21 protein-coding genes are annotated in these 22,139 nt (G+C 71.1%); 2 read left to right on the top strand and 19 right to left on the bottom strand.

Going from position 1 to position 22,139, the window contains the following annotated elements:
* Positions 1-169: 169 nt before the first annotated feature.
* From ABZO31_RS04990 to ABZO31_RS05005, 4 genes are all read right to left on the bottom strand, one after another.
* A complete protein-coding gene (locus ABZO31_RS04990) occupies positions 170-1,522 on the bottom strand; it encodes a replication-associated recombination protein A (protein ID WP_406859735.1) in 1,353 nt (450 codons plus the stop codon).
* 82 nt (positions 1,523-1,604) lie between these two features.
* Positions 1,605-2,228 (bottom strand): vitamin K epoxide reductase family protein, encoded by a 624-nt coding sequence (locus ABZO31_RS04995; RefSeq protein WP_406859736.1) that lies wholly within the window; start codon positions 2,226-2,228, stop codon positions 1,605-1,607.
* Positions 2,229-2,393: 165 nt separating this feature from the next.
* Complete coding sequence (hisS, locus tag ABZO31_RS05000) at positions 2,394-3,656, bottom strand: histidine--tRNA ligase (RefSeq protein ID WP_406859737.1); 1,263 nt, start codon at positions 3,654-3,656, stop codon at positions 2,394-2,396.
* A gap of 12 nt (positions 3,657-3,668) precedes the next feature.
* Entirely contained in the window at positions 3,669-4,376 is a 708-nt protein-coding gene (locus ABZO31_RS05005; RefSeq protein WP_406859738.1) for an MBL fold metallo-hydrolase, read from the bottom strand.
* Positions 4,377-4,542: 166 nt separating this feature from the next.
* On the opposite strand from ABZO31_RS05005, the gene ABZO31_RS05010 reads away from it, so the two are divergent.
* Complete coding sequence (locus tag ABZO31_RS05010) at positions 4,543-5,334, top strand: peptidylprolyl isomerase (protein ID WP_406859739.1); 792 nt, start codon at positions 4,543-4,545, stop codon at positions 5,332-5,334.
* A gap of 178 nt (positions 5,335-5,512) precedes the next feature.
* Positions 5,513-6,742 (top strand): DUF349 domain-containing protein, encoded by a 1,230-nt coding sequence (locus ABZO31_RS05015; protein WP_406859740.1) that lies wholly within the window; start codon positions 5,513-5,515, stop codon positions 6,740-6,742.
* 70 nt (positions 6,743-6,812) lie between these two features.
* Here ABZO31_RS05015 and ABZO31_RS05020 read toward each other — a convergent pair whose 3' ends face one another.
* The 15 genes from ABZO31_RS05020 to pgsA all read right to left on the bottom strand — a co-directional run bounded on the left by ABZO31_RS05020 (position 6,813) and on the right by pgsA (position 22,133).
* Complete coding sequence (locus ABZO31_RS05020; RefSeq protein WP_406859741.1) at positions 6,813-9,293, bottom strand: RelA/SpoT family protein; 2,481 nt, start codon at positions 9,291-9,293, stop codon at positions 6,813-6,815.
* Positions 9,294-9,495: 202 nt separating this feature from the next.
* Positions 9,496-10,035 carry an adenine phosphoribosyltransferase gene (locus tag ABZO31_RS05025; protein ID WP_406865256.1) on the bottom strand — a complete coding sequence of 180 codons (540 nt, stop codon included), beginning with the start codon at positions 10,033-10,035 and terminating at the stop codon, positions 9,496-9,498.
* Between the two features lie 20 nt (positions 10,036-10,055).
* Complete coding sequence (secF, locus tag ABZO31_RS05030) at positions 10,056-11,141, bottom strand: protein translocase subunit SecF (RefSeq protein WP_406859742.1); 1,086 nt, start codon at positions 11,139-11,141, stop codon at positions 10,056-10,058.
* Position 11,142: 1 nt separating this feature from the next.
* On the bottom strand, positions 11,143-12,924 hold the full coding sequence (secD, locus tag ABZO31_RS05035) for a protein translocase subunit SecD (RefSeq protein ID WP_406859743.1): 1,782 nt from the start codon (positions 12,922-12,924) through the stop codon (positions 11,143-11,145).
* Positions 12,925-13,068: 144 nt separating this feature from the next.
* Positions 13,069-13,527, bottom strand: coding sequence for a preprotein translocase subunit YajC (gene yajC, locus ABZO31_RS05040; protein ID WP_406865257.1), 459 nt, complete (start codon positions 13,525-13,527; stop codon positions 13,069-13,071).
* A gap of 188 nt (positions 13,528-13,715) precedes the next feature.
* The gene (ruvB, locus tag ABZO31_RS05045; protein ID WP_406859744.1) at positions 13,716-14,789 is read right to left on the bottom strand and encodes a Holliday junction branch migration DNA helicase RuvB; all 1,074 of its coding nucleotides are present in this window, start codon (positions 14,787-14,789) and stop codon (positions 13,716-13,718) included.
* A 204-nt stretch (positions 14,790-14,993) separates the two neighbouring features.
* Positions 14,994-15,614: a Holliday junction branch migration protein RuvA gene (gene ruvA, locus ABZO31_RS05050; RefSeq protein WP_406859745.1), complete on the bottom strand. Its 621-nt coding sequence runs from the start codon at positions 15,612-15,614 to the stop codon at positions 14,994-14,996.
* Positions 15,611-16,150 carry a crossover junction endodeoxyribonuclease RuvC gene (gene ruvC, locus ABZO31_RS05055; RefSeq protein ID WP_406859746.1) on the bottom strand — a complete coding sequence of 180 codons (540 nt, stop codon included), beginning with the start codon at positions 16,148-16,150 and terminating at the stop codon, positions 15,611-15,613. Before ruvC ends, ruvA begins: the two co-directional genes overlap by 4 nt.
* Positions 16,151-16,258: 108 nt before the next feature.
* Positions 16,259-17,011: a YebC/PmpR family DNA-binding transcriptional regulator gene (locus ABZO31_RS05060; protein WP_406859747.1), complete on the bottom strand. Its 753-nt coding sequence runs from the start codon at positions 17,009-17,011 to the stop codon at positions 16,259-16,261.
* Between the two features lie 62 nt (positions 17,012-17,073).
* The gene (gene pdxT / locus ABZO31_RS05065; RefSeq protein WP_406859749.1) at positions 17,074-17,664 is read right to left on the bottom strand and encodes a pyridoxal 5'-phosphate synthase glutaminase subunit PdxT; all 591 of its coding nucleotides are present in this window, start codon (positions 17,662-17,664) and stop codon (positions 17,074-17,076) included.
* A 6-nt stretch (positions 17,665-17,670) separates the two neighbouring features.
* Complete coding sequence (pdxS, locus tag ABZO31_RS05070; protein ID WP_406859750.1) at positions 17,671-18,600, bottom strand: pyridoxal 5'-phosphate synthase lyase subunit PdxS; 930 nt, start codon at positions 18,598-18,600, stop codon at positions 17,671-17,673.
* A gap of 106 nt (positions 18,601-18,706) precedes the next feature.
* On the bottom strand, positions 18,707-19,249 hold the full coding sequence (locus tag ABZO31_RS05075; protein WP_406859751.1) for a hypothetical protein: 543 nt from the start codon (positions 19,247-19,249) through the stop codon (positions 18,707-18,709).
* A gap of 81 nt (positions 19,250-19,330) precedes the next feature.
* A complete protein-coding gene (locus ABZO31_RS05080) occupies positions 19,331-20,491 on the bottom strand; it encodes a glycosyltransferase family 4 protein (protein WP_406859752.1) in 1,161 nt (386 codons plus the stop codon).
* Positions 20,488-21,408, bottom strand: a complete 921-nt coding sequence (locus ABZO31_RS05085; protein WP_406859753.1) for a phosphatidylinositol mannoside acyltransferase — start codon at positions 21,406-21,408, stop codon at positions 20,488-20,490. Before ABZO31_RS05085 ends, ABZO31_RS05080 begins: the two co-directional genes overlap by 4 nt.
* Positions 21,405-22,133 carry a phosphatidylinositol phosphate synthase gene (gene pgsA / locus ABZO31_RS05090; RefSeq protein ID WP_406865258.1) on the bottom strand — a complete coding sequence of 243 codons (729 nt, stop codon included), beginning with the start codon at positions 22,131-22,133 and terminating at the stop codon, positions 21,405-21,407. The genes ABZO31_RS05085 and pgsA overlap by 4 nt, the downstream gene beginning before the upstream one ends.
* Positions 22,134-22,139: the final 6 nt, after the last annotated feature.

The following is a 22,139-nucleotide window of genomic DNA, read 5'->3' on the forward strand; positions in this document are numbered from 1 at the left end:
ACCTTCGAAGGTGCGCGACGCTCCTGGAACTCCGCCCGGGGGCGGTGTTCCGGCTGACTGTCCCGCTCTGGTGGCGCCGGCACGGGGCCGGACACGGGACGCAGCACTCCGCACGAGTGTACCGGCTCGGCGGAGGGGGTGCGGACGGGGGCCTGTGCGGCCGGGTGCGTCAGCCGCCCTCGCCCTTCAGCCGCTCGCGGACCTTCTCGACCACGTCCGCGTACCGGGCCTCGGCGCCGTACCGGGTGGGCTCGTAGTACCGCTTGCCGTGCACCGTGTCCGGGGCGTACTGCTGGGCGGCGATGCCGCCGGGGACGTCGTGCGGGTACACGTACCCCTGGGCGTGGCCGAGCTTCGCGGCGCCCTTGTAGTGGCCGTCGCGCAGGTGCGGCGGCACGGCGCCGGCCAGGCCGTTGCGGACGTCGGCCTGCGCGGCGAAGATCGCGGTGGTCGCCGCGTTGGACTTGGGGGCCAGGGCCAGGGCGATGGTGGCATGGCTGAGCGTCAGCGCCGCCTCGGGGAATCCGATCATGGCGACGGCCTGGGCGGCGGCGACGGCGATCGGCAGCGCGTGGGGGTCGGCGAGGCCGATGTCCTCGCTGGCCGAGATCATCAGCCGGCGAGCGATGAACCGGGGGTCCTCCCCCGCCTCGATCATGCGGGCCAGGTAATGCAGGGCCGCGTCCACGTCCGAGCCGCGGATCGACTTGATCAGAGCGCTGGCCACGTCGTAGTGCTGGTCGCCGTCCCGGTCGTAGGTCACCGCGGCCCGGTCGACGGTCTCCTCGAGGGTGGCGAGGGTGATCTCCGGCTCGCCCTTGTCGATCGCCGCGCCCGCGGCGGCCTCCAGGGCGGTCAGCGCCCGGCGGGCGTCGCCGCCGGCGATCCGCAGCAGATGCGCCTCGGCGTCCTCGGGGAGGGTGACGGCCCCGCCGAGGCCCCGGTTCTCGGTGAGCGCCCGCTGCAGCAGGGCGCGCAGGTCGTCGTCGGTGAGCGGCTCCAGGGTCAGGAGCAGCGAGCGGGAGAGCAGCGGGGAGATGACGGAGAAGTACGGGTTCTCCGTGGTGGCCGCGATCAGGGTGACCCAGCGGTTCTCCACGGCGGGCAGCAGGGAGTCCTGCTGGGCCTTGCTGAAGCGGTGGATCTCGTCGAGGAAGAGGACGGTCTCCTTGCCGTAGCCGCCGGCGGCCCTGCGTGCGCCGTCGATGACCGCGCGGACCTCCTTGACGCCGGCGGTGATCGCGGAGAGCTCCACGAACCGCTTGTCGGTCGCCTTGGAGACCACGTACGCCAGGGTGGTCTTGCCGATGCCGGGCGGGCCCCACAGGATCACCGAGGAGGCCCCGGCCGGCCCGCCGCCCTCGCCCACCAGGCGGCGCAGCGGCGATCCCGGCTTGAGCAGATGCTGCTGGCCCACGACCTCGTCGAGGGTGCGCGGGCGCATCCGCACGGCCAGCGGACTGCTGGCCGGGTCCTTCTCCTGGCGTTCTTCGGCGGCGGCGGTAAAGAGGTCGGGCTCCACGCAAGGAAGCCTAAGCGAGCGGACTGACAGCCCGGTCCCGGGCCGCCGTGGACCAGCGGGAATCAGCCGGGATCAGCCGGGATCAGCTGGTCCAGAAGTCCCACCAGCGGGTCAGGATCAGCATGCCGATGATGCCGATGTGCAGCGCCGGCAGGATCCAGGTGAACTCGTCGAAGAAGGTGCGCAGCCCGGCCGGGGCCGGGATGACGCCCTTGCGGACGTTGTGCGAGGTCACGTACCAGAACATGATGATGGTGGCGACCCAGGCCAGGCAGCACCACAGGCAGAGAGCGTTGATCTCGTACAGCGACTGCTGCATGAGCCAGGTGCAGAACCCGACGCCGAACAGCGTGCCGGCGTTGAGCCCCAGCCAGTACCACTTCCGGTAGCGCGCCCCGGCCAGCAGCCCGACCCCGATCGCGATCACCATCGCGTAGGTCACGAGGCCCAGCATCGGGTTCGGGAAGCCGAACACCGACGCCTGGTCGCTCTTCATGATGTTGCCGCAGGAGACGACCGGGTTGAGGCTGCAGCCCGGGGTGAAGGTCGGGTCCTCGAGCAGCTTGAACTTGTCGATCGTGATGACCCAGGCGGCGAGCAGTCCGGCCGCTCCCGTGATCACCAGCATCCAGGCGAACGCCCGGCTCGCGCCGATCGTGCCGGAGCTCTCCTTGTCGGACACGTCGTCCCGCGCAGCACTCGTCATTTCGCCGTTCCATGGTCGTCGCGAGCAAATGGGCACGGTCATTCTGCCGTACCGACCTGTCGGTCCACCGTTCGATGGACATAAGGACGATCACTTCCCGGCCATCCCGCGACATGCCGAGGGCCCGGTCCGCCGGGCGGCGGCCGGGCCCTCGTGCGCCTGCGGTCAGGCCAGCTTGGACGTGACCGTCTCCACGAGCTTGTCCAGGGCGACCGGCTCCTGCTCGCCGGTCTCCATGTCCTTCAGCTGGACGTTGCCGTCGGCGAGGTCGCGCTCGCCGGCGACGATCGTGTAGCGGGCGCCGGAGCGGTTGGCGTTCTTCATGTGGCTCTTGAGGCCCTTGGCGCCGTACGAGAAGTCCGTCGCCACACCCGCCCTGCGCAACTCGGTGACCACGCCGAACAGCACCCGGCGGGCCTCCTCGCCCAGGGGCACGGCGAAGACGCTGGTGGCCGCGGGGATCTCGAGCTCGATGCCCTCCGCCTCCAGGGCCAGGACCGTGCGGTCCACGCCGAGCGCCCAGCCGACCGACGGGAGCGCCGGGCCGCCGATCATCTCGGACAGGCCGTCGTAGCGGCCGCCGCCGCCCACCGCGGACTGCGAGCCGAGACCGTCGTGGACGAACTCGAAGGTGGTGCGGGTGTAGTAGTCCAGGCCGCGGACCAGCTTCTCGTCGTCCTCGAAGGTCACGCCCGCCGCGGTCAGCAACTCGCGCACCTCCGCGTGGTACGCCTTGCAGGACTCGCACAGGTAGTCCTTGAGCAGCGGCGCGCCGACGAGCTGCTGCTGGACGTCGGCGCGCTTGTCGTCGAGCACCCGCAGCGGGTTGATCTCGATGCGGCGGCGGGTCTCCTCGTCCAGGTCGAGGCCGCGCAGGAAGCCCTGCAGGGCCTCGCGGTAGACCGGGCGGCACTCCTTGTCGCCCAGCGAGTTCAGCAGGATGCGGAACTGCCGCAGGCCCAGGGAGCGGTACGCCTGGTCGGCCAGGATGATCAGCTCGGCGTCGAGCGCCGGGTCCTCGGCGCCGATGGCCTCCGCGCCGACCTGCGAGAAGTGGCGGTAGCGGCCCTTCTGCGGGCGCTCGTAGCGGTAGTACGAGCCCGAGTACCAGAGCTTGACCGGCAGGCCGCCGGCCTTGTGCATGTTCGCTTCCAGGGCCGCGCGCAGCACGGAGGCGGTGCCCTCGGGGCGCAGCGCCAGGTTGGCGCCGCCCTTGGTGGTGAGGGTGTACATCTCCTTGGTCACGATGTCGGTCGACTCGCCGACGCCGCGGGCGAAGAGGTCGACGTCCTCGAAGCCGGGGGTCTCGACATAGCCGTAGCCCGAGGTCCGCAGCGGCGCGGAGATGGCGTCACGGACGGCCAGATAGGTCGCGGAGAACGGCGGGATGAGGTCGAACGTGCCCTTGGGGGCCTTGAAGGTGCTCACGGAAGTCTCTCGTCACATTCCTCGTCGGGGAGCCTGGGTGCTCCCGAGGCCGGCGGCCACTTCCCGGAGGTACGGGTTGGTGGCGCGCTCCTGGCCGATGGTCGTCTGGGGACCGTGTCCGGACAGCACCACGGTCGAGTTGTCGAGCGGCAGGCACACGCGGGCCAGCGAGCCGAGCATCTCGTCCATGTCACCGCCGGGGAGGTCGGTGCGTCCGATGGAGCCGGCGAACAGCAGGTCGCCCGAGAAGAAGACGGACGGGATCTCCGTCGTCTGGGGCATCCGGAAGGTCACCGACCCCTTGGTATGGCCGGGCGCGTGCGCGACCGAGAACTCCAGTCCGGCCAGCTCCAGCGTGCTGCCGTCGCCCAGTTCGCGGACGTCGTCCGGCTCCCCCACGGTCAGCTCGCCCATGAGCGGCATCCCGATGGAGCGGCCGAGGGCCTTCTCCGGGTCGCTCATCATGTAGCGGTCCTCGGGGTGGATCCACGCGGGCACGTCATGGGCGCCGCAGACGGGGACGACGGAGGCGACATGGTCGATGTGGCCGTGGGTGAGGATCACGGCGACGGGCTTGAGCCGATGCTTCTTGAGCGTCTCCTCGACTCCCTGGGCGGCCTGGTGGCCCGGGTCGATGATCACGCACTCCTCGCCTGCGGCGGGGGCGACCAGGTAGCAGTTGGTCCCCCAGGCCCCGGCGGGGAACCCGGCAATCAGCACGATCGTCCTCACTGTGTCGTCCGGCGAAAGCGTGCGGCGCACGCTGCGGCGCAGCGGAATGCAGCAGATCAGAGCCTACCGGCGCTGCTCATCCCACAGCCAACCCGTATACGGTACGGGCACATCAGACCAGGACAGGAACCAGCGACCGACAAGGAGCGACCCGGTGGTCAGCAGCGATCAGCGGCGGCGGCAGCTCGCCAGGGAGAAGTACGCGCGGCAGCAGCAGCGGCGTCAGGAGGCGCGCCTCAAGGGCAGACGCCGCAACGTCGTGATCGCCGCCGGTCTGGCCGTGGTGCTCGCCTCCGGAGGCGCCGTGTACGCGTCCGTCGCGCTGGGCGGGGGCGAGAAGAAGTCCGACGACAACGCGGCCACGAGCCCGACGCCGACCCCGCCGGAGACCTCGGAGTCCAAGGCTCCGGAGCCGAAGATGGCGATCGACGCCGAGGCGAAGTACGCGATGGAGCTGAAGACGAACCAGGGCGCGATCGGTATCGCCATGGACGCGGCGAAGACCCCGCGCACGGTGAACTCCTTCAAGCACCTCGCGGACAAGAAGTACTTCGACGGCACGAAGTGCCACCGGCTCACCACGCAGGGCATCTTCGTGCTCCAGTGCGGCGACCCGAAGGGCGACGGCACCGGCGGCCCCGGGTACACGATCCCGGACGAGAACCTGACCGCGCTCGGCAAGGCGGGCGCGGACGGTTCGGTGACCTTCCCGGCCGGCACGGTCGCGATGGCCAACACGATGCAGCCGAACACCGGCGGCAGCCAGTTCTTCCTGGTCTACAAGGACACCAAGCTGCCCCCGCAGTTCACGCCCTTCGGCACGATCGACAAGGCCGGCCTGGAGGTCGTGAAGAAGATCGCGGCCGGTGGCGTCGAGGGCGGGGCCCAGGACGGCGCGCCGAAGCTGGCGGTCACGGTGGAGAAGGCAGCGGTCCGGAAGGTGTGAACCCGGTGAACTTCGCTCGCGCTGACAGCGGACAGCCGGGCGGCCGGTCGCCTAGATTGGCGTTGTGCAGCGTGGACGGTATTCCGCGCTGTGGAGGGCGGGCGGGACCCGCCGCGAAACTGTGGACGATGCCCGGGGGGCACAACCCCTTCGCAGGGCATCAGGTGGAGGAGGCGCTGTGAGCAGCGACCCGTGGGGCCGCGTCGACGAGACGGGCACCGTGTACGTGCGTACGGCCGACGGCGAGAAGGTCGTCGGCTCCTGGCAGGCCGGCACTCCCGAGGAGGCACTGGCCTACTTCGAGCGCAAGTACGAGGGCCTGGTTGTCGAGATCGGCCTCCTCGAGCGTCGGGTGAGGACCACCGACCTCTCGGCGAAGGACGCCATGACCGCCATCGAGCACCTGCGCCAGCAGGTCGACGAGCACCACGCCGTCGGCGACCTGGACGCGCTGGGCAAGCGGCTCGACAAGCTGGTGGAGACGGTCGACTCGCGCCGCGAGGAGCGGAAGGCCCAGAAGGCCAAGCAGACCGACGAGGCCAAGCACGCCAAGGAGGCGCTGGTCGTCGAGGCCGAGGAGCTGGCCCAGAGCGAGCAGTGGCGGGCGGCCGGCGAGCGGCTGCGGGCCCTGGTCGACACCTGGAAGGGCCTGCCGCGGCTGGACCGGAAGTCCGATGACGAGCTGTGGCACCGCTTCTCGCACGCCCGCTCGGCCTTCTCCAAGCGCCGCAAGGCCCACTTCGCCTCGCTGGACGCCCAGCGCGAGGACGCCCGCAAGGCGAAGGAGGCCCTGGTCGCCGAGGCGGAGTCGCTGTCGAACTCCACGGACTGGGGTGCGACGGCCGCGCGCTACCGCGAGCTGATGGCGGACTGGAAGGCGGCCGGCCGGGCGCAGCGCGAGTTCGAGGACGACCTGTGGAACCGCTTCCGCGGCGCCCAGGACGTGTTCTTCGCGGCCCGCTCCTCGGTCTTCGCCGAGCGGGACGCGGAGCAGGGCGAGAACCTCAAGCTGAAGGAGGAGCTCGCCGCCGAGGCCGAGAAGCTGGTGCCGGTGACGGACCTGAAGGCGGCCCGTGCTGCCTTCCGGGGCATCAACGAGCGCTGGGAGGCCATCGGCCACGTGCCGCGCGACGCCCGCCCGAAGGTGGAGGGCCGGATGCACGCGGTGGAGCGGGCGATCCAGGAGGCCGAGGAGTCCGAGTGGCGCCGGACCAACCCGGAGGCGCGGGCCCGCGCCGCGGGTCTGACCGGTCAGCTGCAGGACGCGGTCGACAAGCTGCAGAAGCAGATCGACGCGGCCCGTGCGGCGGGCAACGACGCCAAGGCCGACAAGCTCGCCCGCGAGCTGGAGGGCCGCCAGGCGCTGCTGGACCAGGCGCTGAAGGGCCTGGAGGAGTTCGGCGGCTGACACCGGCCGAGCCCCGTACGTACGAGGAAGGCCCCCGGGACACGGTCCCGGGGGCCTTCCTCGTCACCCCCTAGGGCCTGCGGGCACTGGTGACGCGGTAGACGTCGTACACGCCCTCCACGCCGCGCACCGCCTTCAGGACGTGGCCGAGGTGCTTCGGGTCGCCCATCTCGAAGGTGAACCGCGAGGTGGCCACCCGGTCGCGGGACGTCTGCACGGCCGCGGACAGGATGTTGACGTGCTGGTCGGACAGCACCCGGGTGACGTCCGACAGCAGCCGCGAGCGGTCCAGGGCCTCGACCTGGATGGCGACGAGGAACACCGAGGACTGGGTCGGCGCCCACTCGACGTCCAGCATCCGCTCCGGCTCCCGGGACAGCGACTCGACGTTGACGCAGTCGGCGCGGTGCACCGAGACGCCGCTGCCACGGGTGACGAAGCCGACGATGGGATCGCCCGGCACCGGGGTGCAGCAGCGGGCCAGCTTCACCCAGACGTCCTCGACGCCCTTGACCACGACGCCCGGGTCGGCGCTGGAGCGGCGCTTGGTGCGGCCGCGGGCCGGCGGGGCGGTCTCGGCGATGTCCTCGGTGGCGGCCTCCTCGCCGCCGAGCGCCTGGACCAGCTTCTGCACGATGGACTGGGCGGTGACATGGCCCTCGCCGATCGCCGCGTACAGCGAGGAGATGTCGGTGTAGCGCATCTCGTGGGCGAGGGTGACCAGCGAGTCGCCGGTGAGGATCCGCTGGATCGGCAGGTTCTGCTTGCGCATGGCCCGCGCGATCGCGTCCTTGCCCTGCTCGATCGCCTCGTCGCGGCGCTCCTTGGAGAACCAGGCGCGGATCTTGTTGCGGGCCCGCGGGGACTTGACGAAGCCCAGCCAGTCTCGGGACGGGCCGGCGCCGGCGGCCTTGGAGGTGAAGACCTCGACGAGGTCGCCGTTGTCGAGGGTGGACTCCAGCGGGACGAGGCGGCCGTTGACCCGGGCGCCTATGGTGCGGTGGCCGACCTCGGTGTGCACCGCGTACGCGAAGTCGACGGGGGTGGCGCCGGCGGGCAGCGCGATGACGTCGCCCTTGGGCGTGAAGACGAAGACCTCGTTGCGCGACAGGTCGAAGCGGAGCGACTCCAGGAACTCGCCCGGGTCCTCCGTCTCCTTCTGCCAGTCAAGCAGCTGGCGCAGCCACGCCATGTCGTTGAGGTGGTCGTCCTTGCCCTTGCCGGACGACTTGGGCACGTCGGTGCGGACCTTGGAGGCGCCGGCGACGGCCTCCTGCTTGTACTTCCAGTGCGCGGCGATGCCGTACTCGGCGCGGCGGTGCATGTCGAAGGTGCGGATCTGCAGCTCGACCGGCTTGCCGTTGGGGCCGATGACCGTCGTGTGCAGCGACTGGTACATGTTGAACTTCGGCATCGCGATGTAGTCCTTGAACCGGCCGGGGACCGGGTTCCATCGCGCGTGGACGGTGCCGAGGGCGGCGTAGCAGTCGCGGACCGTGTCGACGAGGACGCGGATGCCGACCAGGTCGTAGATCTCCGCGAAGTCACGGCCGCGGACGATCATCTTCTGGTAGACGCTGTAGTAGTGCTTCGGCCGCCCGGTGACGGTGGCCTTGATCCGCGCCGCGCGCAGGTCGGACTGCACCTCGTCGGTCACTATCGCCAGGTACTCGTCCCGCTTGGGGGCGCGCTCGGCGACGAGCCGGACGATCTCGTCGTACATCTTGGGGTAGAGGATCGCGAAGGCGAGGTCCTCCAGCTCCCACTTGATGGTGTTCATGCCCAGGCGGTGGGCGAGCGGCGCGTAGATCTCGAGGGTCTCGCGCGCCTTCTTCTCCTGCTTCTCGCGCTTGAGGTAGCGCATGGTGCGCATGTTGTGCAGGCGGTCGGCGAGCTTGATGACCAGGACGCGGGGGTCCTTGGCCATGGCGACGACCATCTTGCGCACGGTCTCGGCCTGGGCGGCCTCGCCGAACTTGACCTTGTCGAGCTTGGTGACGCCGTCGACGAGCAGGGCGACCTGGTCGCCGAAGTCCTTGCGGAGGGTGTCCAGGCCGTACTCGGTGTCCTCGACGGTGTCGTGCAGCAGGCCGGCCATGAGCGTCGCCGGGTCCATGCCGAGCTCCGCGAGGATGGTGGTGACGGCGAGCGGGTGCGTGATGTACGGGTCGCCGCTCTTGCGCTTCTGGCCGCGGTGCCAGCGCTCGGCGACCTGGTACGCCTTCTCGATCTGGCGGAGCGTGGCCGTCTCGATCTTGGGGTCGTTGGAGCGGACGATCCGCAGCAGCGGTTCGAGGACCGGGTTGTACGGCGACGAGCGCTGCACGCCGAGCCGGGCGAGGCGGGCCCGGACGCGGTTCGAGGAACCGCCGGGCCGGGCGAGGGAGCTCGGGTTCGGCCGGGGCGCCAGCGGCGCAGGGGCGGCCGGGGCACGGTCGGGCGCCGGCCGGTTCTCCGCGGGCTCGTTCTGTGGCGTGCCGGACCCCGCCGCGGCCTGCGTGGCCTGCGGGTCGGGTTGCGCGGCGGAGAGTGGCTGGGCCTCGTCTGGCAAGAGCGCTCCTCGTGGGATCCGGGTCCCCCGGTCAGGCCCGGAAAACCCATGGTATCGACCCACCCGCCACGGCGCGCACGCGTCCGCCCCCTGAACCCACCCACCCGATCGGGCCACCGCCGCCCCGGGTGGCCGGACAGCGCGAAAGGGGCGCCCCGGGGATTCCCGGGGCGCCCCTTTCCGTGGACGTCGCGCTGCGCGCTCAGACCGTGATCAGCGCCTCCAGCGGGGCGCCGTCCAGGACGGGCTGCAGGCGGGCGCGGCCCGGCAGGAAGCCCAGTTCCATGAGGACCGCGACGCCCGCGACCGAGGCGCCGGCGCGGCGGATCAGCTGGAGGGACGCCTCGGCGGTGCCGCCGGTGGCGAGGACGTCGTCGATGACCATGACGCGGTCGTCCGCGGTCAGGTCCTCGGCGTGCACCTCGATCTCGGCGGTGCCGTACTCCAGGTCGTACGCCTGGCTCAGCGTCGCCCCGGGCAGCTTGCCGGCCTTGCGGACCGGGATGAAGCCCAGGCCCGCGCGGACCGCGACCGGCGCCGCGAGGATGAAGCCGCGGGCCTCCAGGCCCGCGACCTTCGTCGCGCCGCTGCGCCGGCACAGCTCGGCGAGCGTGTCCGTCAGCGCCGTGAACGCCACCGGGTCCGCGAGCAGCGGCGTGATGTCCTTGAACAGCACGCCCGGCTTCGGATAGTCCGGAACGTCACGGATCCTGCTGAGCAGCAGGGCGCGCGGGTCGGTCACTGGGGCGCTCACGTGCTCGGTCATCGACGCCCGTCCGAGGACCGGCCGCGACGGCCGCGCTGGCCGACCACGGCCGCCGGGACGGCGTCCTCGACGGAGTCGTCCGACGGGTCGGCGTCCACGGACTCGCCCTTGGCGGCCGCGGCCGCGCGCCTGGCGAGCACCCGCTTGTTCAGCGCCCTGACGGCCGGATCGCGGTCCTTGAGGTCCGCGACCAGCGGCGTGGCGATGAAGATCGACGAGTACGCACCGGCGGCCAGACCCACGAACAGCGACAGCGAGATGTCGTTCAGCATGCCCGCGCCGAGCACACCGCCGCCGATGAACAGCAGACCCGCGACCGGAAGCAGCGCCACGACCGTGGTGTTGATCGACCGGATCAGGGTGCTGTTGATCGAGATGTTCGCCAGATCGCCGTACGTGTACCTGGTCTGCTTGGTGATGCCCCTCGTCTGCTCCTTGAGCGAGTCGAAGACGACCACCGTGTCGTACAGCGAGTAACCGAGGATCGTCAGCAGACCGATGACCGTACCGACCGTGACCTCGAAGCCCACCAGCGAGTAGATGCCGACGGTGATGGTGAGGTCGTGGATCAGGGCGACGAGCGCCGCGACCGCCATGCGCCACTCGAAGGCGATGGCGAGATACAGGACCACCAGGATCATGAAGACCCCGAGGCCCGTCCACGCCTTCGTGGCGATCTGCTCGCCCCAGCTGGGACCGACCAGCTCGGCCGCGATCTGCGACGTCGGGACGCCCATGTCCTCGGCCAGCTCCGCGCGGATCTGGTCGGACTGCTCGGTGTCGAGGCCGCCGACCTGGATCCGCAGCTGGCCCTCGCCGAGCTTCTGGACGATCACCTCGTGGCCGGAGGCCTCCTCCACGAACTCCTGGGCCTGGGAGACCGAGACCTCGCTCTTCGGCGTCGTGAAGACCGCACCGCCCTGGAACTCGATGCCCATGTTGAGCCCGCGCACGGCCAGGGCCGCGATCGCCGTGATGGTGATCAGGACCGAGATGCCGTACCAGATCCTGCGGTTGCCGATGAAGTCGTAGACGACCTCACCGCGGTTGAGCCGGGCGCTGAAGCTGTCGCGCTTCGCCATCTCACGCCTCCTTCGGGTCGACAGGGCCGGCGGGGGCAGCGGCGCGACGCGCGCGGCGCAGCGGGGGCTTGGCTCCGAGGCGCTTCGGGTCCAGACCGGACCAGGGGTGCCCGTCGCCGTAGAACTTCGTGCGGGCGAGCACCGTCATCAGCGGCTTGGTGAAGAAGAAGACCACGACCACGTCGAGCAGGGTGGTCAGACCGAGGGTGAACGCGAAGCCCTGGACCTTGCCGACGGTGACCACGAACAGCACCGCGGCGGCGAGGAAGGACACGAAGTCGGACACGAGGATCGTGCGCCGGGCCCGCGGCCAGGCGCGCTCGACGGCCGGGCGCAGCGTGCGGCCCTCGCGGACCTCGTCGCGGACGCGCTCGAAGTACACGATGAACGAGTCCGCGGTGATGCCGATGGCGACGATGGCGCCGCAGACGGCCGGCAGGTTCAGCGCGAAGCCGATGGCCGGGCCGAGCAGCGACATGATCACGTAGGTGAGGATCGCCGAGGCCAGGAGGCTGGGCAGGGCGATCAGCGACAGGCCGCGGTAGTAGACCACCAGGTAGAGCACGACCAGGGCCAGACCGATCGCACCGGCGATCAGACCCGCCTGGAGCTGCTCGCCGCCGAGGGCGGCGGTGACGGTGTCGACGCTCTGGGTGTCGAAGGACAGCGGCAGGGCGCCGTACGACAGGATGTTGCCGAGGTCCTGCGCGGACTGCTGGTTGAAGCTGCCGGAGATCTGCGCGTTGGCGCTCAGCGTCTGGTTCACGGACGGGGCCGAGGTGACCTCGCCGTCGAGCACGATGGCGAAGCGGTTCATCGGGTCCTGCTGCTGGGACAGGCGGCCCGTGATCTTCTGGAACTTCTTGGCACCGTCGTCCGTGAACGTCATGTTGACGATCCACTGACCGCTGCGCTCCTCGATGGCGGCGCCGGCGTCCTTGACGTCCTTGCCGTCCACCTCGGCCGGGCCGAGCAGGTACTTCTCGACGACGCCGTTCTCGGGGGCGCTGCAGGCGACCGTGGACTCGGTGGGCTTGACGCCCTTGCCCGCCGCGGCGCGCTGCTTCGGGTCCGAGCAGTCGAGTGCGGCGAACTTCTGCTGGAGCGCGGCCTCGCTGTTCGAGGGGGCCTTCGGGGTCTCGGAGGCCTTGGGCTTCTCCGAGGCCGAACCGCTCGGGGTCGGCGTGGGGCTCGGGGCCTTCAGGGCCTCGGAGACCGGCCGGCCCTGGGTGGTGGCGCTCGGGGTGGGCGTGGCGGTGGCCTTGCCGTCCTTCTCGTCCTTGCCCTTGTCGGCGGTCGCGCCGGAAGCCGTGGGCTTCGGCGACGGCGAGCCGGACGGGGACCCGGACGGCGTCGCCTGCGGGTCCGTCGCCTGCTGCTGGGCGATCAGGACCGGGCGGAAGTAGAGCTGGGCGGTGGTACCGACCTGCTCACGGGCCTGCTCCTCGTTCGTCCCCCGCGGGATGTTGACGACGATGTTCTCGCGGCCCTGGGTCTGTACCTCGGCCTCGGAGACGCCCAGACCATTCACACGGCGCTCGATGATGCTCACGGCCGTGTTCATGTTGGTCTCGTTGACCGCGGATTCCTTGCCGGGCTCCGCCTGTGCCTTGAGCGTGATCGTCGTACCGCCCGCGAGGTCGATGCCCAGTCGCGGCGTGGTGTGACCCGACCAGAACATCCCGCCGGTGAGCGCGACCATGGCGATCAGGAACATGACCAGGACACGTCCCGGCCTGCCCTGTCCCCCCGCCGGCCTTCGGCCCTTCTTCGGTGCTGCCACCTTGTCGATTCTCCCTGTCCAACCGCCTGCGCCGGGTGTGCGCGAGCGGCCACGAAGTTGTGTGGGGACCTGCCCCCGCAGTCGTAGACACGGTCCGGGGACCGCGGGCGCGCCGGTGGGCGGGTCCGCGATCCCCGGCTGCGACTACTTCGCGTCGGTGTCGCCGTCCGCCTTGCCGTCCTTGACCTCGGCCTCGGCGCCCGCCTCGGCCGGCTCCGCCTTCTTGGTCAGGTCGGTCTTGGCGTCGGACGCGTCGTCCTTCTCGGTCAGCGAGGAGACGTCATCCGGTACAGCGTCGCCAGTGATCTTGATGTCACTGTCGTCGCCCTCGGTGTCACCGTGCACGATCCGGTTGTACTCGTCGTCGGAGAGAACCGCGCCGATCGCGTTCTTCGCGAAGACCGCGTGCACGCCGGGCGCGACCTCGAGGAGGACGGTGTCCTCGCTGATCTCCTTGACGGTGGCGTACATCCCCCCGATCGTGCGGACGCCGGAGCCTTCCTGCATCTGGTTGCGCATTTCCACGGCCTGCTGCTGCTTCTTCTTGGCAGAGCGGGTCAGCAGGAACATGGCCCCGATGAGGACGATGAACGGGAGGAGCATGCCGATGTTATTCACGGGACGGAAATCCTTCGCATGGTCGCGGCGATTCCGCGGCCTGATCTTCGGGGGTGGGTGCGCCGACCATAAGGGCGGCATCGGCGGAGTCTAGGCGAGTCCGCATCGATGGAACAACGCCCAGCATCCCCGATTGGTTCCTCCTCCGGCGAGCCTCCGCGCCGTTAGCGTCGTCACGCCCCGAAGAGCCCCTGTTGTCCATTTCCCGGTGCGGCCGCCTGCGGCGGCGTCAGTCCGAGGTGGGTCCAGGCCGCCGGAGTGGCGACGCGACCACGGGGCGTACGGGCCAGCAGACCCTCGCGTACGAGGAAGGGCTCGGCGACCTCCTCGACCGTCTCGCGCTCCTCCCCCACAGCCACGGCGAGGGTCGACAGGCCGACCGGTCCGCCGCCGAACAGCTTCAGCAGGGCCTCCAGGACCGCGCGGTCCAGCCGGTCCAGCCCGCGGGCGTCCACCTCGTACACCCCGAGGGCCGCGGCGGCGATCTCGCGGGTGATCCGGCCGTCGGCCCTGACCTGCGCGTAGTCGCGGACGCGGCGGAGCAGCCGGTTGGCGATACGGGGCGTGCCGCGGGAGCGGCCGGCGATCTCGGCGGCGCCGTCGGTGTCGATCTCGACGTCGAGCAGGCCGGCGGAGCGGTGGATCACGCGCTGGAGCTCGCCCGGGTCGTAGAACTCCATGTGTGCGGTGAAGCCGAAGCGGTCGCGCAGCGGGGGCGGCAGCAGGCCGGCCCGGGTGGTCGCGCCGACCAGCGTGAAGGGCGGCAGCTCCAGCGGGATGGCGGTGGCGCCGGGGCCCTTGCCGACGATGACGTCGACGCGGAAGTCCTCCATCGCCATGTAGAGCATTTCCTCGGCGGGCCGGGACATCCGGTGGATCTCGTCGAGGAAGAGGATCTCGCCCTCCTGGAGGGAGGAGAGGATCGCGGCGAGGTCGCCGGCGTGCTGGATGGCGGGGCCGGAGGTGATCCGGATCGGGGCGTTCATCTCCGCGGCGATGATCATGGAGAGGGTGGTCTTGCCGAGCCCTGGTGCGCCGGAGAGCAGGACGTGGTCGGCGGTGGCGCCGCGTTGACGGGCGGCCTTGAGGACCAGGTCGAGCTGCTGGCGGACCTTCTCCTGGCCGACGAACTCGCTGAGGTCCTTCGGGCGCAGGGCGGCCTCGACGGCCTGGTCCTCGCCGTCGGCGGCGGCGCCGACGAGGCGCTCTGCGCTGGTGCCGGGGTCCGTCTCGTCGTCCCAGTTCACGGTGGTGTGCCTATCTCGGGGGTGGGTGGAGTGGGTGGGGTGCGGGTGACCGGCGGGCGGAGGGGTGGCCGCTGCGCGGGGCTCCGCCCCAGACCCCGGTCCGTATTCCAGCCTCGCCGGCGTTCGAGGCGCGGGGGTCCGGGGCGGAGCCCCCGGCTAGGGGAAGGGGCCGGGTGGGGGAAGAAACCCCGCGCAGCGGCCCCCTCAGCGCGCCCGGTTCAGGCTCTGCAGCGCCGCTCGCAGCAGCTGCGGCACCGGCGCCGAGCCGCCCGCGGCGATGGCCTCCTCGGCCTGCGGCGTCACCGCCACGACCGCCTCCTCCGCCTCGCGTGCCGCGTAGCCGAGGCCGATGAGGGCGGCGTGGAGCTGCTCGGTCCACGGGGCCGGGCCCGAAGCGGCCGGTCGGGCCGCAGCCGTGCCCACCGGCGCCCCCAGCTTGTCCTTCAGCTCAAGGAGCAGCTTCTGCGCTCCCTTCTTGCCGATGCCCGGCACCGCCGTCAGCGCCTTCTCGTCGCCGGTCGCGACGGCGAGGCGGAGCGTGTCGGGGCGGTGGACGCCGAGCATCGCCTGGGCGAGCCTCGGGCCGACGCCGCTCGCCGTCTGCAGCAGTTCGAAGACCTGGCGCTCGTCGTCGTCGGCGAAGCCGTACAGGGTCATGGAGTCCTCGCGGACCACCAACGACGTGGCGAGCCGGGCCTCCTGACCGATCCTCAGGCCGGCGAGGGTGTCCGGGGTGCACTGGACGGCCATGCCGACCCCGCCGACCTCGACGACGGCAGTCGTCGGACCGAGGGCGGCGACAGGTCCGCGGACGAACGCGATCATGATGTGCGGCCTTTCGCTGCGTGCTGGGCGTGCTGGGCGACCGCCTGCTGCAGACGGTTCTGGGCGGGGGCCCGCCAGATGTGGCAGATGGCGAGCGCCAGGGCGTCGGCCGCGTCGGCCGGCTTCGGCGGGGCGGAGAGCCGCAGCAGCCGGGTCACCATCGCGCCGACCTGGGCCTTGTCGGCCCGGCCGCTGCCGGTGACCGCTGCCTTGACCTCGCTGGGGGTGTGCAGCGCGACGGGGATCCCGCGGCGCGAGGCGCAGAGCATGGCGACCGCGCTTGCCTGGGCGGTGCCCATCACCGTACGCACGTTGTGCTGGCTGAACACCCGCTCCACGGCGACCAGTTCGGGCGCGTACCGGTCGAGCCACTCCTCCAGACCGCGCTCGATGCCGACCAGCCGGGTGCCGATGTCCGCGTCCGCGGGCGTACGGACGACGCCGACGCCGAGCATCGTCAGCGGGCGGCCCGCGACGCCCTCGACGACACCGACACCGCAGCGCGTCAGCCCCGGGTCCACCCCCAGTACCCGCATCGCACCCCTCCCTCGCTCATCTGTTTGTGCAGGCTATCGGCTGCCACCGACAACGCAGCGGGCCGACGGGGTGTGTCCCGTCGGCCCGCTGCGAGAAGGAAGCCGCGATCAGGCGTCGACCTTCTCCATGACCTCGTCGCTGACGTCGAAGTTGGCGAAGACGTTCTGCACGTCGTCGCTGTCCTCGAGCGCGTCGATCAGCTTGAACATCTTGCGCGCGCCCTCCTCGTCGAGCTCGACCTGCATGGTCGGGACGAAGCTGGACTCGGCCGAGTCGTAGTCGATGCCGGCCTCCTGGAGCGCGGTACGGACCGCGACCAGGTCGGTGGCCTCGCTGATGATCTCGAAGGACTCGCCGAGGTCGTTGACCTCCTCGGCGCCGGCCTCGAGCACCGACTCCAGGACGTCGTCCTCGGACAGCTCGCCCTTGGGCAGCACGACGACGCCCTTGCGGTTGAACAGGTACGAGACGGAACCCGGGTCGGCCATCGAGCCGCCGTTGCGGGTCATGGCGACGCGCACGTCGGAGGCGGCACGGTTGCGGTTGTCGGTGAGGCACTCGATGAGCACCGCGACACCGTTCGGGCCGTAACCCTCGTACATGATCGTCGCGTAGTCGACGCCGCCGGCCTCGAGGCCGCCGCCGCGCTTGACCGCGGAGTCGATGTTCTTGTTGGGGACCGAGCTCTTCTTGGCCTTCTGGATGGCGTCGAAGAGGGTCGGGTTGCCCTCGGGGTCGGCGCCGCCCGTACGGGCCGCGACCTCGATGTTCTTGATCAGCTTCGCGAAGAGCTTGCCGCGCTTGGCATCGATCACGGCCTTCTTGTGCTTCGTCGTAGCCCATTTAGAGTGGCCGGACATCTGCCTGTCTCCTTCGCGTAACCAAATACTGAACGAACCCCAGAGATCTTACCGGGGACGCGTCACCGCTCCGTGCGCACCATGTCCACGAAGAGTGCGTGGATCCGGTGGTCGCCGGTGAGCTCGGGATGGAACGACGTCGCGAGGGCCTTGCCCTGACGGACCGCGACGATGTGCCCCTCGTGCTCGGCGAGTACCTCGACCGTACCGCCGACGGACTCGACCCAGGGGGCGCGGATGAAGACACCCTCGACGGGGGTGTCGATTCCGGCCACGGTGACACCGGCCTCGAAGGATTCGTTCTGCCGGCCGAAGGCGTTGCGGCGCACGATCATGTCGATGCCGCCGAAGGTCTCCTGGCCCGAGCGCGGGTCGAGGATCTTGTCGGCGAGCATGATCAGGCCGGCGCAGGTGCCGTACACGGGCATGCCCTCGGCGATCCGCTCACGGAGCGGCTCCATGAGGCCGAAGAGCACGGCCAGCTTGGAGATGGTGGTGGACTCGCCACCCGGGATGACCAGGCCGTCGATCTCGGCGAGTTCCTCGGGGCGCCTGACGGGCCTGGCCACGGCGTCAGCCGCGGCCAGGGCGATCAGGTGCTCCCGTACGTCGCCCTGGAGGGCCAGGACACCGATCACGGGAGTGCTGCTCATGGGTGCTTACCAGCCCCGGTTCGCGTAGCGCTCGGCCTCGGGCAGGGTGTCGCAGTTGATGCCGACCATGGCCTCGCCCAGGTTGCGGGAGGCGTCCGCGATGATCTTCGGGTCGTCGTAGAAGGTGGTGGCCTTCACGATGGCGGCGGCGCGCTTGGCCGGGTCGCCGGACTTGAAGATGCCGGAGCCGACGAAGACGCCCTCGGCGCCGAGCTGGCGCATCAGCGCGGCGTCGGCCGGGGTGGCGACGCCACCGGCGGAGAACAGGACGACGGGCAGCTTGCCGAGCTCGGCGACCTCCTTGACGAGCTCGTACGGGGCGCGCAGCTCCTTGGCGGCGGCGAAGAGCTCGTTGTGGTCGAGGGCGCGCAGGTGGCCGATCTCGTTCTTGATCTGGCGCAGGTGGCGGACGGCCTCGACGACGTTGCCGGTGCCGGCCTCGCCCTTGGAGCGGATCATGGCCGCGCCCTCGGCGATGCGGCGGAGGGCCTCGCCCAGGTTGGTGGCGCCGCAGACGAAGGGAGTGGTGAAGGCCCACTTGTCGGAGTGGTTGACCTCGTCGGCCGGGGTGAGGACCTCGGACTCGTCGATGTAGTCGACGCCGAGCGACTGCAGGACCTGGGCCTCGACGAAGTGGCCGATGCGGGACTTGGCCATGACCGGGATGGAGACCGCGTCGATGATCTCCTCGATCATGTTCGGGTCCGACATGCGGGCCACGCCGCCGTCCTTGCGGATGTCCGCGGGGACCCGCTCCAGGGCCATGACGGCCACGGCACCGGCGTCCTCGGCGATCTTCGCCTGCTCGGCGTTGACGACGTCCATGATCACGCCGCCCTTGAGCTGCTCGGCCATGCCGCGCTTGACGCGCGCGGTGCCGGTCTCGGGGGACTGCGGGGTGCTGGAAGGCGTGGTGGACACGGGTACCTCACTCATGACAACGGGGGTTGACTGGAGTAGGAAACCGGCCACCTGGGGGCCACATCAAGGGCCAATGTGGATCCCGTGGCTCGTTTTTTCGGATTCCGAAGGCTGAGACGGCTCAGCTGGGGCGATCCGCAAGTGCGACAGGCGGTTCGTCGTCCATTTCGAAGGCCAACGGGAAGGGTGCGTGGCCTGCAAGCCGGAACCAGCGGACCTTGCGGTGCCGGCGCAGGGCGCGGGCGGCGCGGACCGCGTCGTTGTGGAAGCGGCGGGCCATCGGGACCCGGCGGACGGCCTGTGCCAGTTCCTCGGCGGCGGCCTCGCCACCGGGGGCCTCGCGGACCACCTCGACCTGGCCGGCCTCGCCGAAGACCGCCCGCAGCGCCTGGCTGAGCTCGCTCTCCGCGACCTCGCGCTGGTCCTCGTCGGCCTGGCGCGCGCCGTGCGCGGCCTCGTACAGCACGATCGACGCGGCCGGATCCAGTACGCCGGAGGTGGCGAGCTCCTGCGCCACCGAGGCGCGTCGCAGCAGCTGCGCGTCGAGCGCGGCCCGCGCCGCGTCGATCCGCGCGTGCAGCCGGTCGAGCCGCCCGGCGGTCCAGCTGAGGTACAGCCCGATGGCGACGAGCCCGACGAGGATCCAGATGAACGTTGCGGTCACGGCGGGCAAGGCTACCGGGCCGCCGGGCCCGCCCCGCGCCCGCCAGGCCCCGTCCGGCCCTGATCCGCCGGACCGGACCCCCTAGTCCCGCGCCAGGCCCCAGCGGGCCCGCAGGCCCGTGCGTTCGTCCGTCGCGACCGACGCCGCGCCGTCTGTGACCGTCTCGTAGACCGCGAGGATGTCCGCGCCGACCGTCGACCAGTCGAAGCGGCGGACGTGGGCGCTGCCGCGGGCGCGCAGTTCCTCGCGCCGCTCCTCGTCGCCGAGGAGGCGGATCGCCGCGTCCGCCAGCGCGTCGGCGTCCTCGTTGGCGAACAGTTCGCCGGCCGCGCCCTGGTCCAGGACCTGCGCGAACGCGTCCAGGTCGGAGGCGAGCACCGGCGCGCCCGCCGACAGCGCCTCGACCAGGATGATCCCGAAGCTCTCGCCGCCGGTGTTGGGCGCGACGTACACGTCGACGCTGCGCAGCAGCCGCGCCTTGTCCTCGTCGCTGACCATGCCGAGGAACTCGACGCGCGAGCGCATCTCGACGGGGAGGGAGGCCACCGCCTCCTCCTCGTCGCCGCGCCCGGCGACGAGGAGCCGCGTGTCCGGACGCGCCTCCAGGATCCGCGGCAGCGCCTTCATCAGGACCGGCAGGCCCTTCCGCGGCTCGTCGATCCGGCCGATGAAGCCCAGCGTCGCTCCCTGCCACTCCTTCTTCGGTTCGGCCCGCGCGAAGAAGTCCACGTCGACGCCGTTGGGGATGACCACCGCGTCGCCGCCGAGGTGCTCCACCAGGGTGCGCCGCGCGTACTCGCTGACCGCGATCCGCGCGCTGATCTTCTCGAGCGCCGCCTGCAGGATCGAGTACGCCGCCACCATGGCCCGCGAGCGCGGGTTCGAGGTGTGGAAGGTGGCCACGATCGGCCCCTGCGCCGCCCAGCAGGCCAGCAGGCCCAGCGAGGGCGAGCCCGGCTCGTGGATGTGGATGACGTCGAAGGTGCCCTCGTGCAGCCAGCGCCGCACCCGCGCCGCGGACAGGAAGCCGAAGTTCAGCCGGGCCACCGAGCCGTTGTACGGCACGGGCACGGCCCGCCCCGCCGAGACCACGTACGGCGGCAACGGCGTCTCGTCGTCCGCGGGGGCGAGCACCGACACCTCGTGCCCGAGCCGGATCAGATGCTCCGCGAGGTCCCGGATGTGGAACTGGACGCCGCCCGGCACGTCCCAGGAGTACGGGCAGACAATGCCGATCTTCACGAGTCGCCGCCCTCCCCCGGCCGTTCCTCCAGGTCAGCGAGCCACAGTCGTTGCAGCATGTGCCAGTCCTCCGGGTGGTCCGCGATGCCGGTGGCGAAGGCGTCGGCCAGCGCCTGTGTCATCACGGACGTCTTCTCGGCCCGGGTGCCTGTCTCGGGCACCTCGACCGGCGGATGCACCCGCCCCTGCATGACCGGCGAGTCGTCGTACCAGAGCGTCACCGGCAGCAGGATCGCCCCTGTCTGCTGGGCGAGCAGCGCCGGCCCGGCGGGCATCCGCGCGGTCTCGCCGAAGAACTTCACCTCGACGCCCGAGGCGGACAGGTCGCGGTCCGCGACCAGGCAGACCAGGCCGCCGTCCCGCAGCCGCCGCGCCAGCGTGCCGAACGCGGCGCCGCCGGTGTGCGGCAGCACCTCCATGCCGAGCGACTCGCGGTACGCGACGAAGCGGTCGTACAGCGACTCCGGCTTCAGCCGCTCGGCGACCGTCGTGAACGGCACGCCCAGGGCCCGGGTCACCCACACCCCCGCGACGTCCCAGTTGGCCAGGTGCGGCAGCGCGAGCACCACACCGCGCCCGGAGGCCAGCGCGTCCTTCAGGTGGTGCACGTCCTTCGGCACGAAGCCGCCCGCGGCCCGCTCCTGGCTCCAGGTGGGCAGCCGGAACGACTCCATCCAGTACCGCATGTACGAGCGCATGCCGGCCTTCGACAGCTCGGCCAGCCGCTCCGGCGTCGCGTCCGGGACGACCCGCGCCAGGTTGGACTCCAGGCGCAGCACGCTCTTGCCGCGCCGCTTCCACGCGGTGTCCGCGATCTTCCGGCCGAGGGCCGTCGCCACCGGCTCGGGCAGCTTCTTCACCGTGGCCCAGCCGAGCCCGTACAGCCCGTCCGTCAGCCTGTCCTTGATGCCGCTCACGACGCCGCCCCGCTCCCCGGCGCGGCCGCCGCGTCGGCCTCCGCGGCCTCCCGGCGTACCGTGACGACCCGCTGCCCCAGGGTGACCGCGGAGCCCACGGCCACGATCCACAGGGCGATCGGGAGCAGCACGTCGATCCCCGGCACACCGAACTTGTGCAAGCCCGCGAAACCGGCCGCGACCAGCGAGATCACCAGCCGCTCGGCCCGCTCCACCAGCCCGTTCACCGCGACCGGCAGCCCGATCGACTCGCCGCGCGCCTTGGTGTACGAGACGACCTGGCCGCTGGCCAGGCAGAAGATGGACACCGCGCACAGCACGTTGTCGTCGCCGCCGCCCGCGTACCAGAGCGCGAAGCCGCCGAAGATCGCGCCGTCCGCGACCCGGTCCAGGGTCGAGTCCAGGAACGCGCCCCAGCGGCTGGAGATCCCGGCCTGGCGGGCCATGTTGCCGTCCACCAGGTCCGAGAACACGAACAGCGTGATGACGATCGTGCCCCAGAAGAACTCGCCCCGGGGGAAGAAGACCAGCGCGCCCGCCACGACTCCGGCCGTGCCGATGAGCGTGACCGCGTCGGGGCTCACCCCCTTGCGGAGCAGAAACGCGGCGAACGGTGTGAGGACACGCGTGAAAAACGCACGCGCGTACTTGTTCAGCATGGCCTTCGAGCCTCTTCCCGAGAGGGGGTGGCGCCGCACGGCCCTGATGGCCACCGGCGCGCCCATCGTAGC

The organism is Streptomyces solicamelliae (assembly GCF_045348655.1).
GTDB lineage: Bacteria > Actinomycetota > Actinomycetes > Streptomycetales > Streptomycetaceae > Streptomyces > Streptomyces solicamelliae.

Coding starts and splice junctions, on each gene's coding strand:
- ruvC (WP_406859746.1), bottom strand. CDS start 16,150: ATGCGGGTACTGGGGGTGGACCCGGGGCTGACGCGCTGCGGTGTCGGT.
- pdxT (WP_406859749.1), bottom strand. CDS start 17,664: ATGAGCAGCACTCCCGTGATCGGTGTCCTGGCCCTCCAGGGCGACGTA.
- ruvA (WP_406859745.1), bottom strand. CDS start 15,614: ATGATCGCGTTCGTCCGCGGACCTGTCGCCGCCCTCGGTCCGACGACT.
- yajC (WP_406865257.1), bottom strand. CDS start 13,527: ATGCTCCTCCCGTTCATCGTCCTCATCGGGGCCATGTTCCTGCTGACC.
- ABZO31_RS04995 (WP_406859736.1), bottom strand. CDS start 2,228: ATGACGAGTGCTGCGCGGGACGACGTGTCCGACAAGGAGAGCTCCGGC.
- ABZO31_RS05060 (WP_406859747.1), bottom strand. CDS start 17,011: ATGTCCGGCCACTCTAAATGGGCTACGACGAAGCACAAGAAGGCCGTG.
- secF (WP_406859742.1), bottom strand. CDS start 11,141: ATGGCGAAGCGCGACAGCTTCAGCGCCCGGCTCAACCGCGGTGAGGTC.
- pgsA (WP_406865258.1), bottom strand. CDS start 22,133: ATGGGCGCGCCGGTGGCCATCAGGGCCGTGCGGCGCCACCCCCTCTCG.
- pdxS (WP_406859750.1), bottom strand. CDS start 18,600: ATGAGTGAGGTACCCGTGTCCACCACGCCTTCCAGCACCCCGCAGTCC.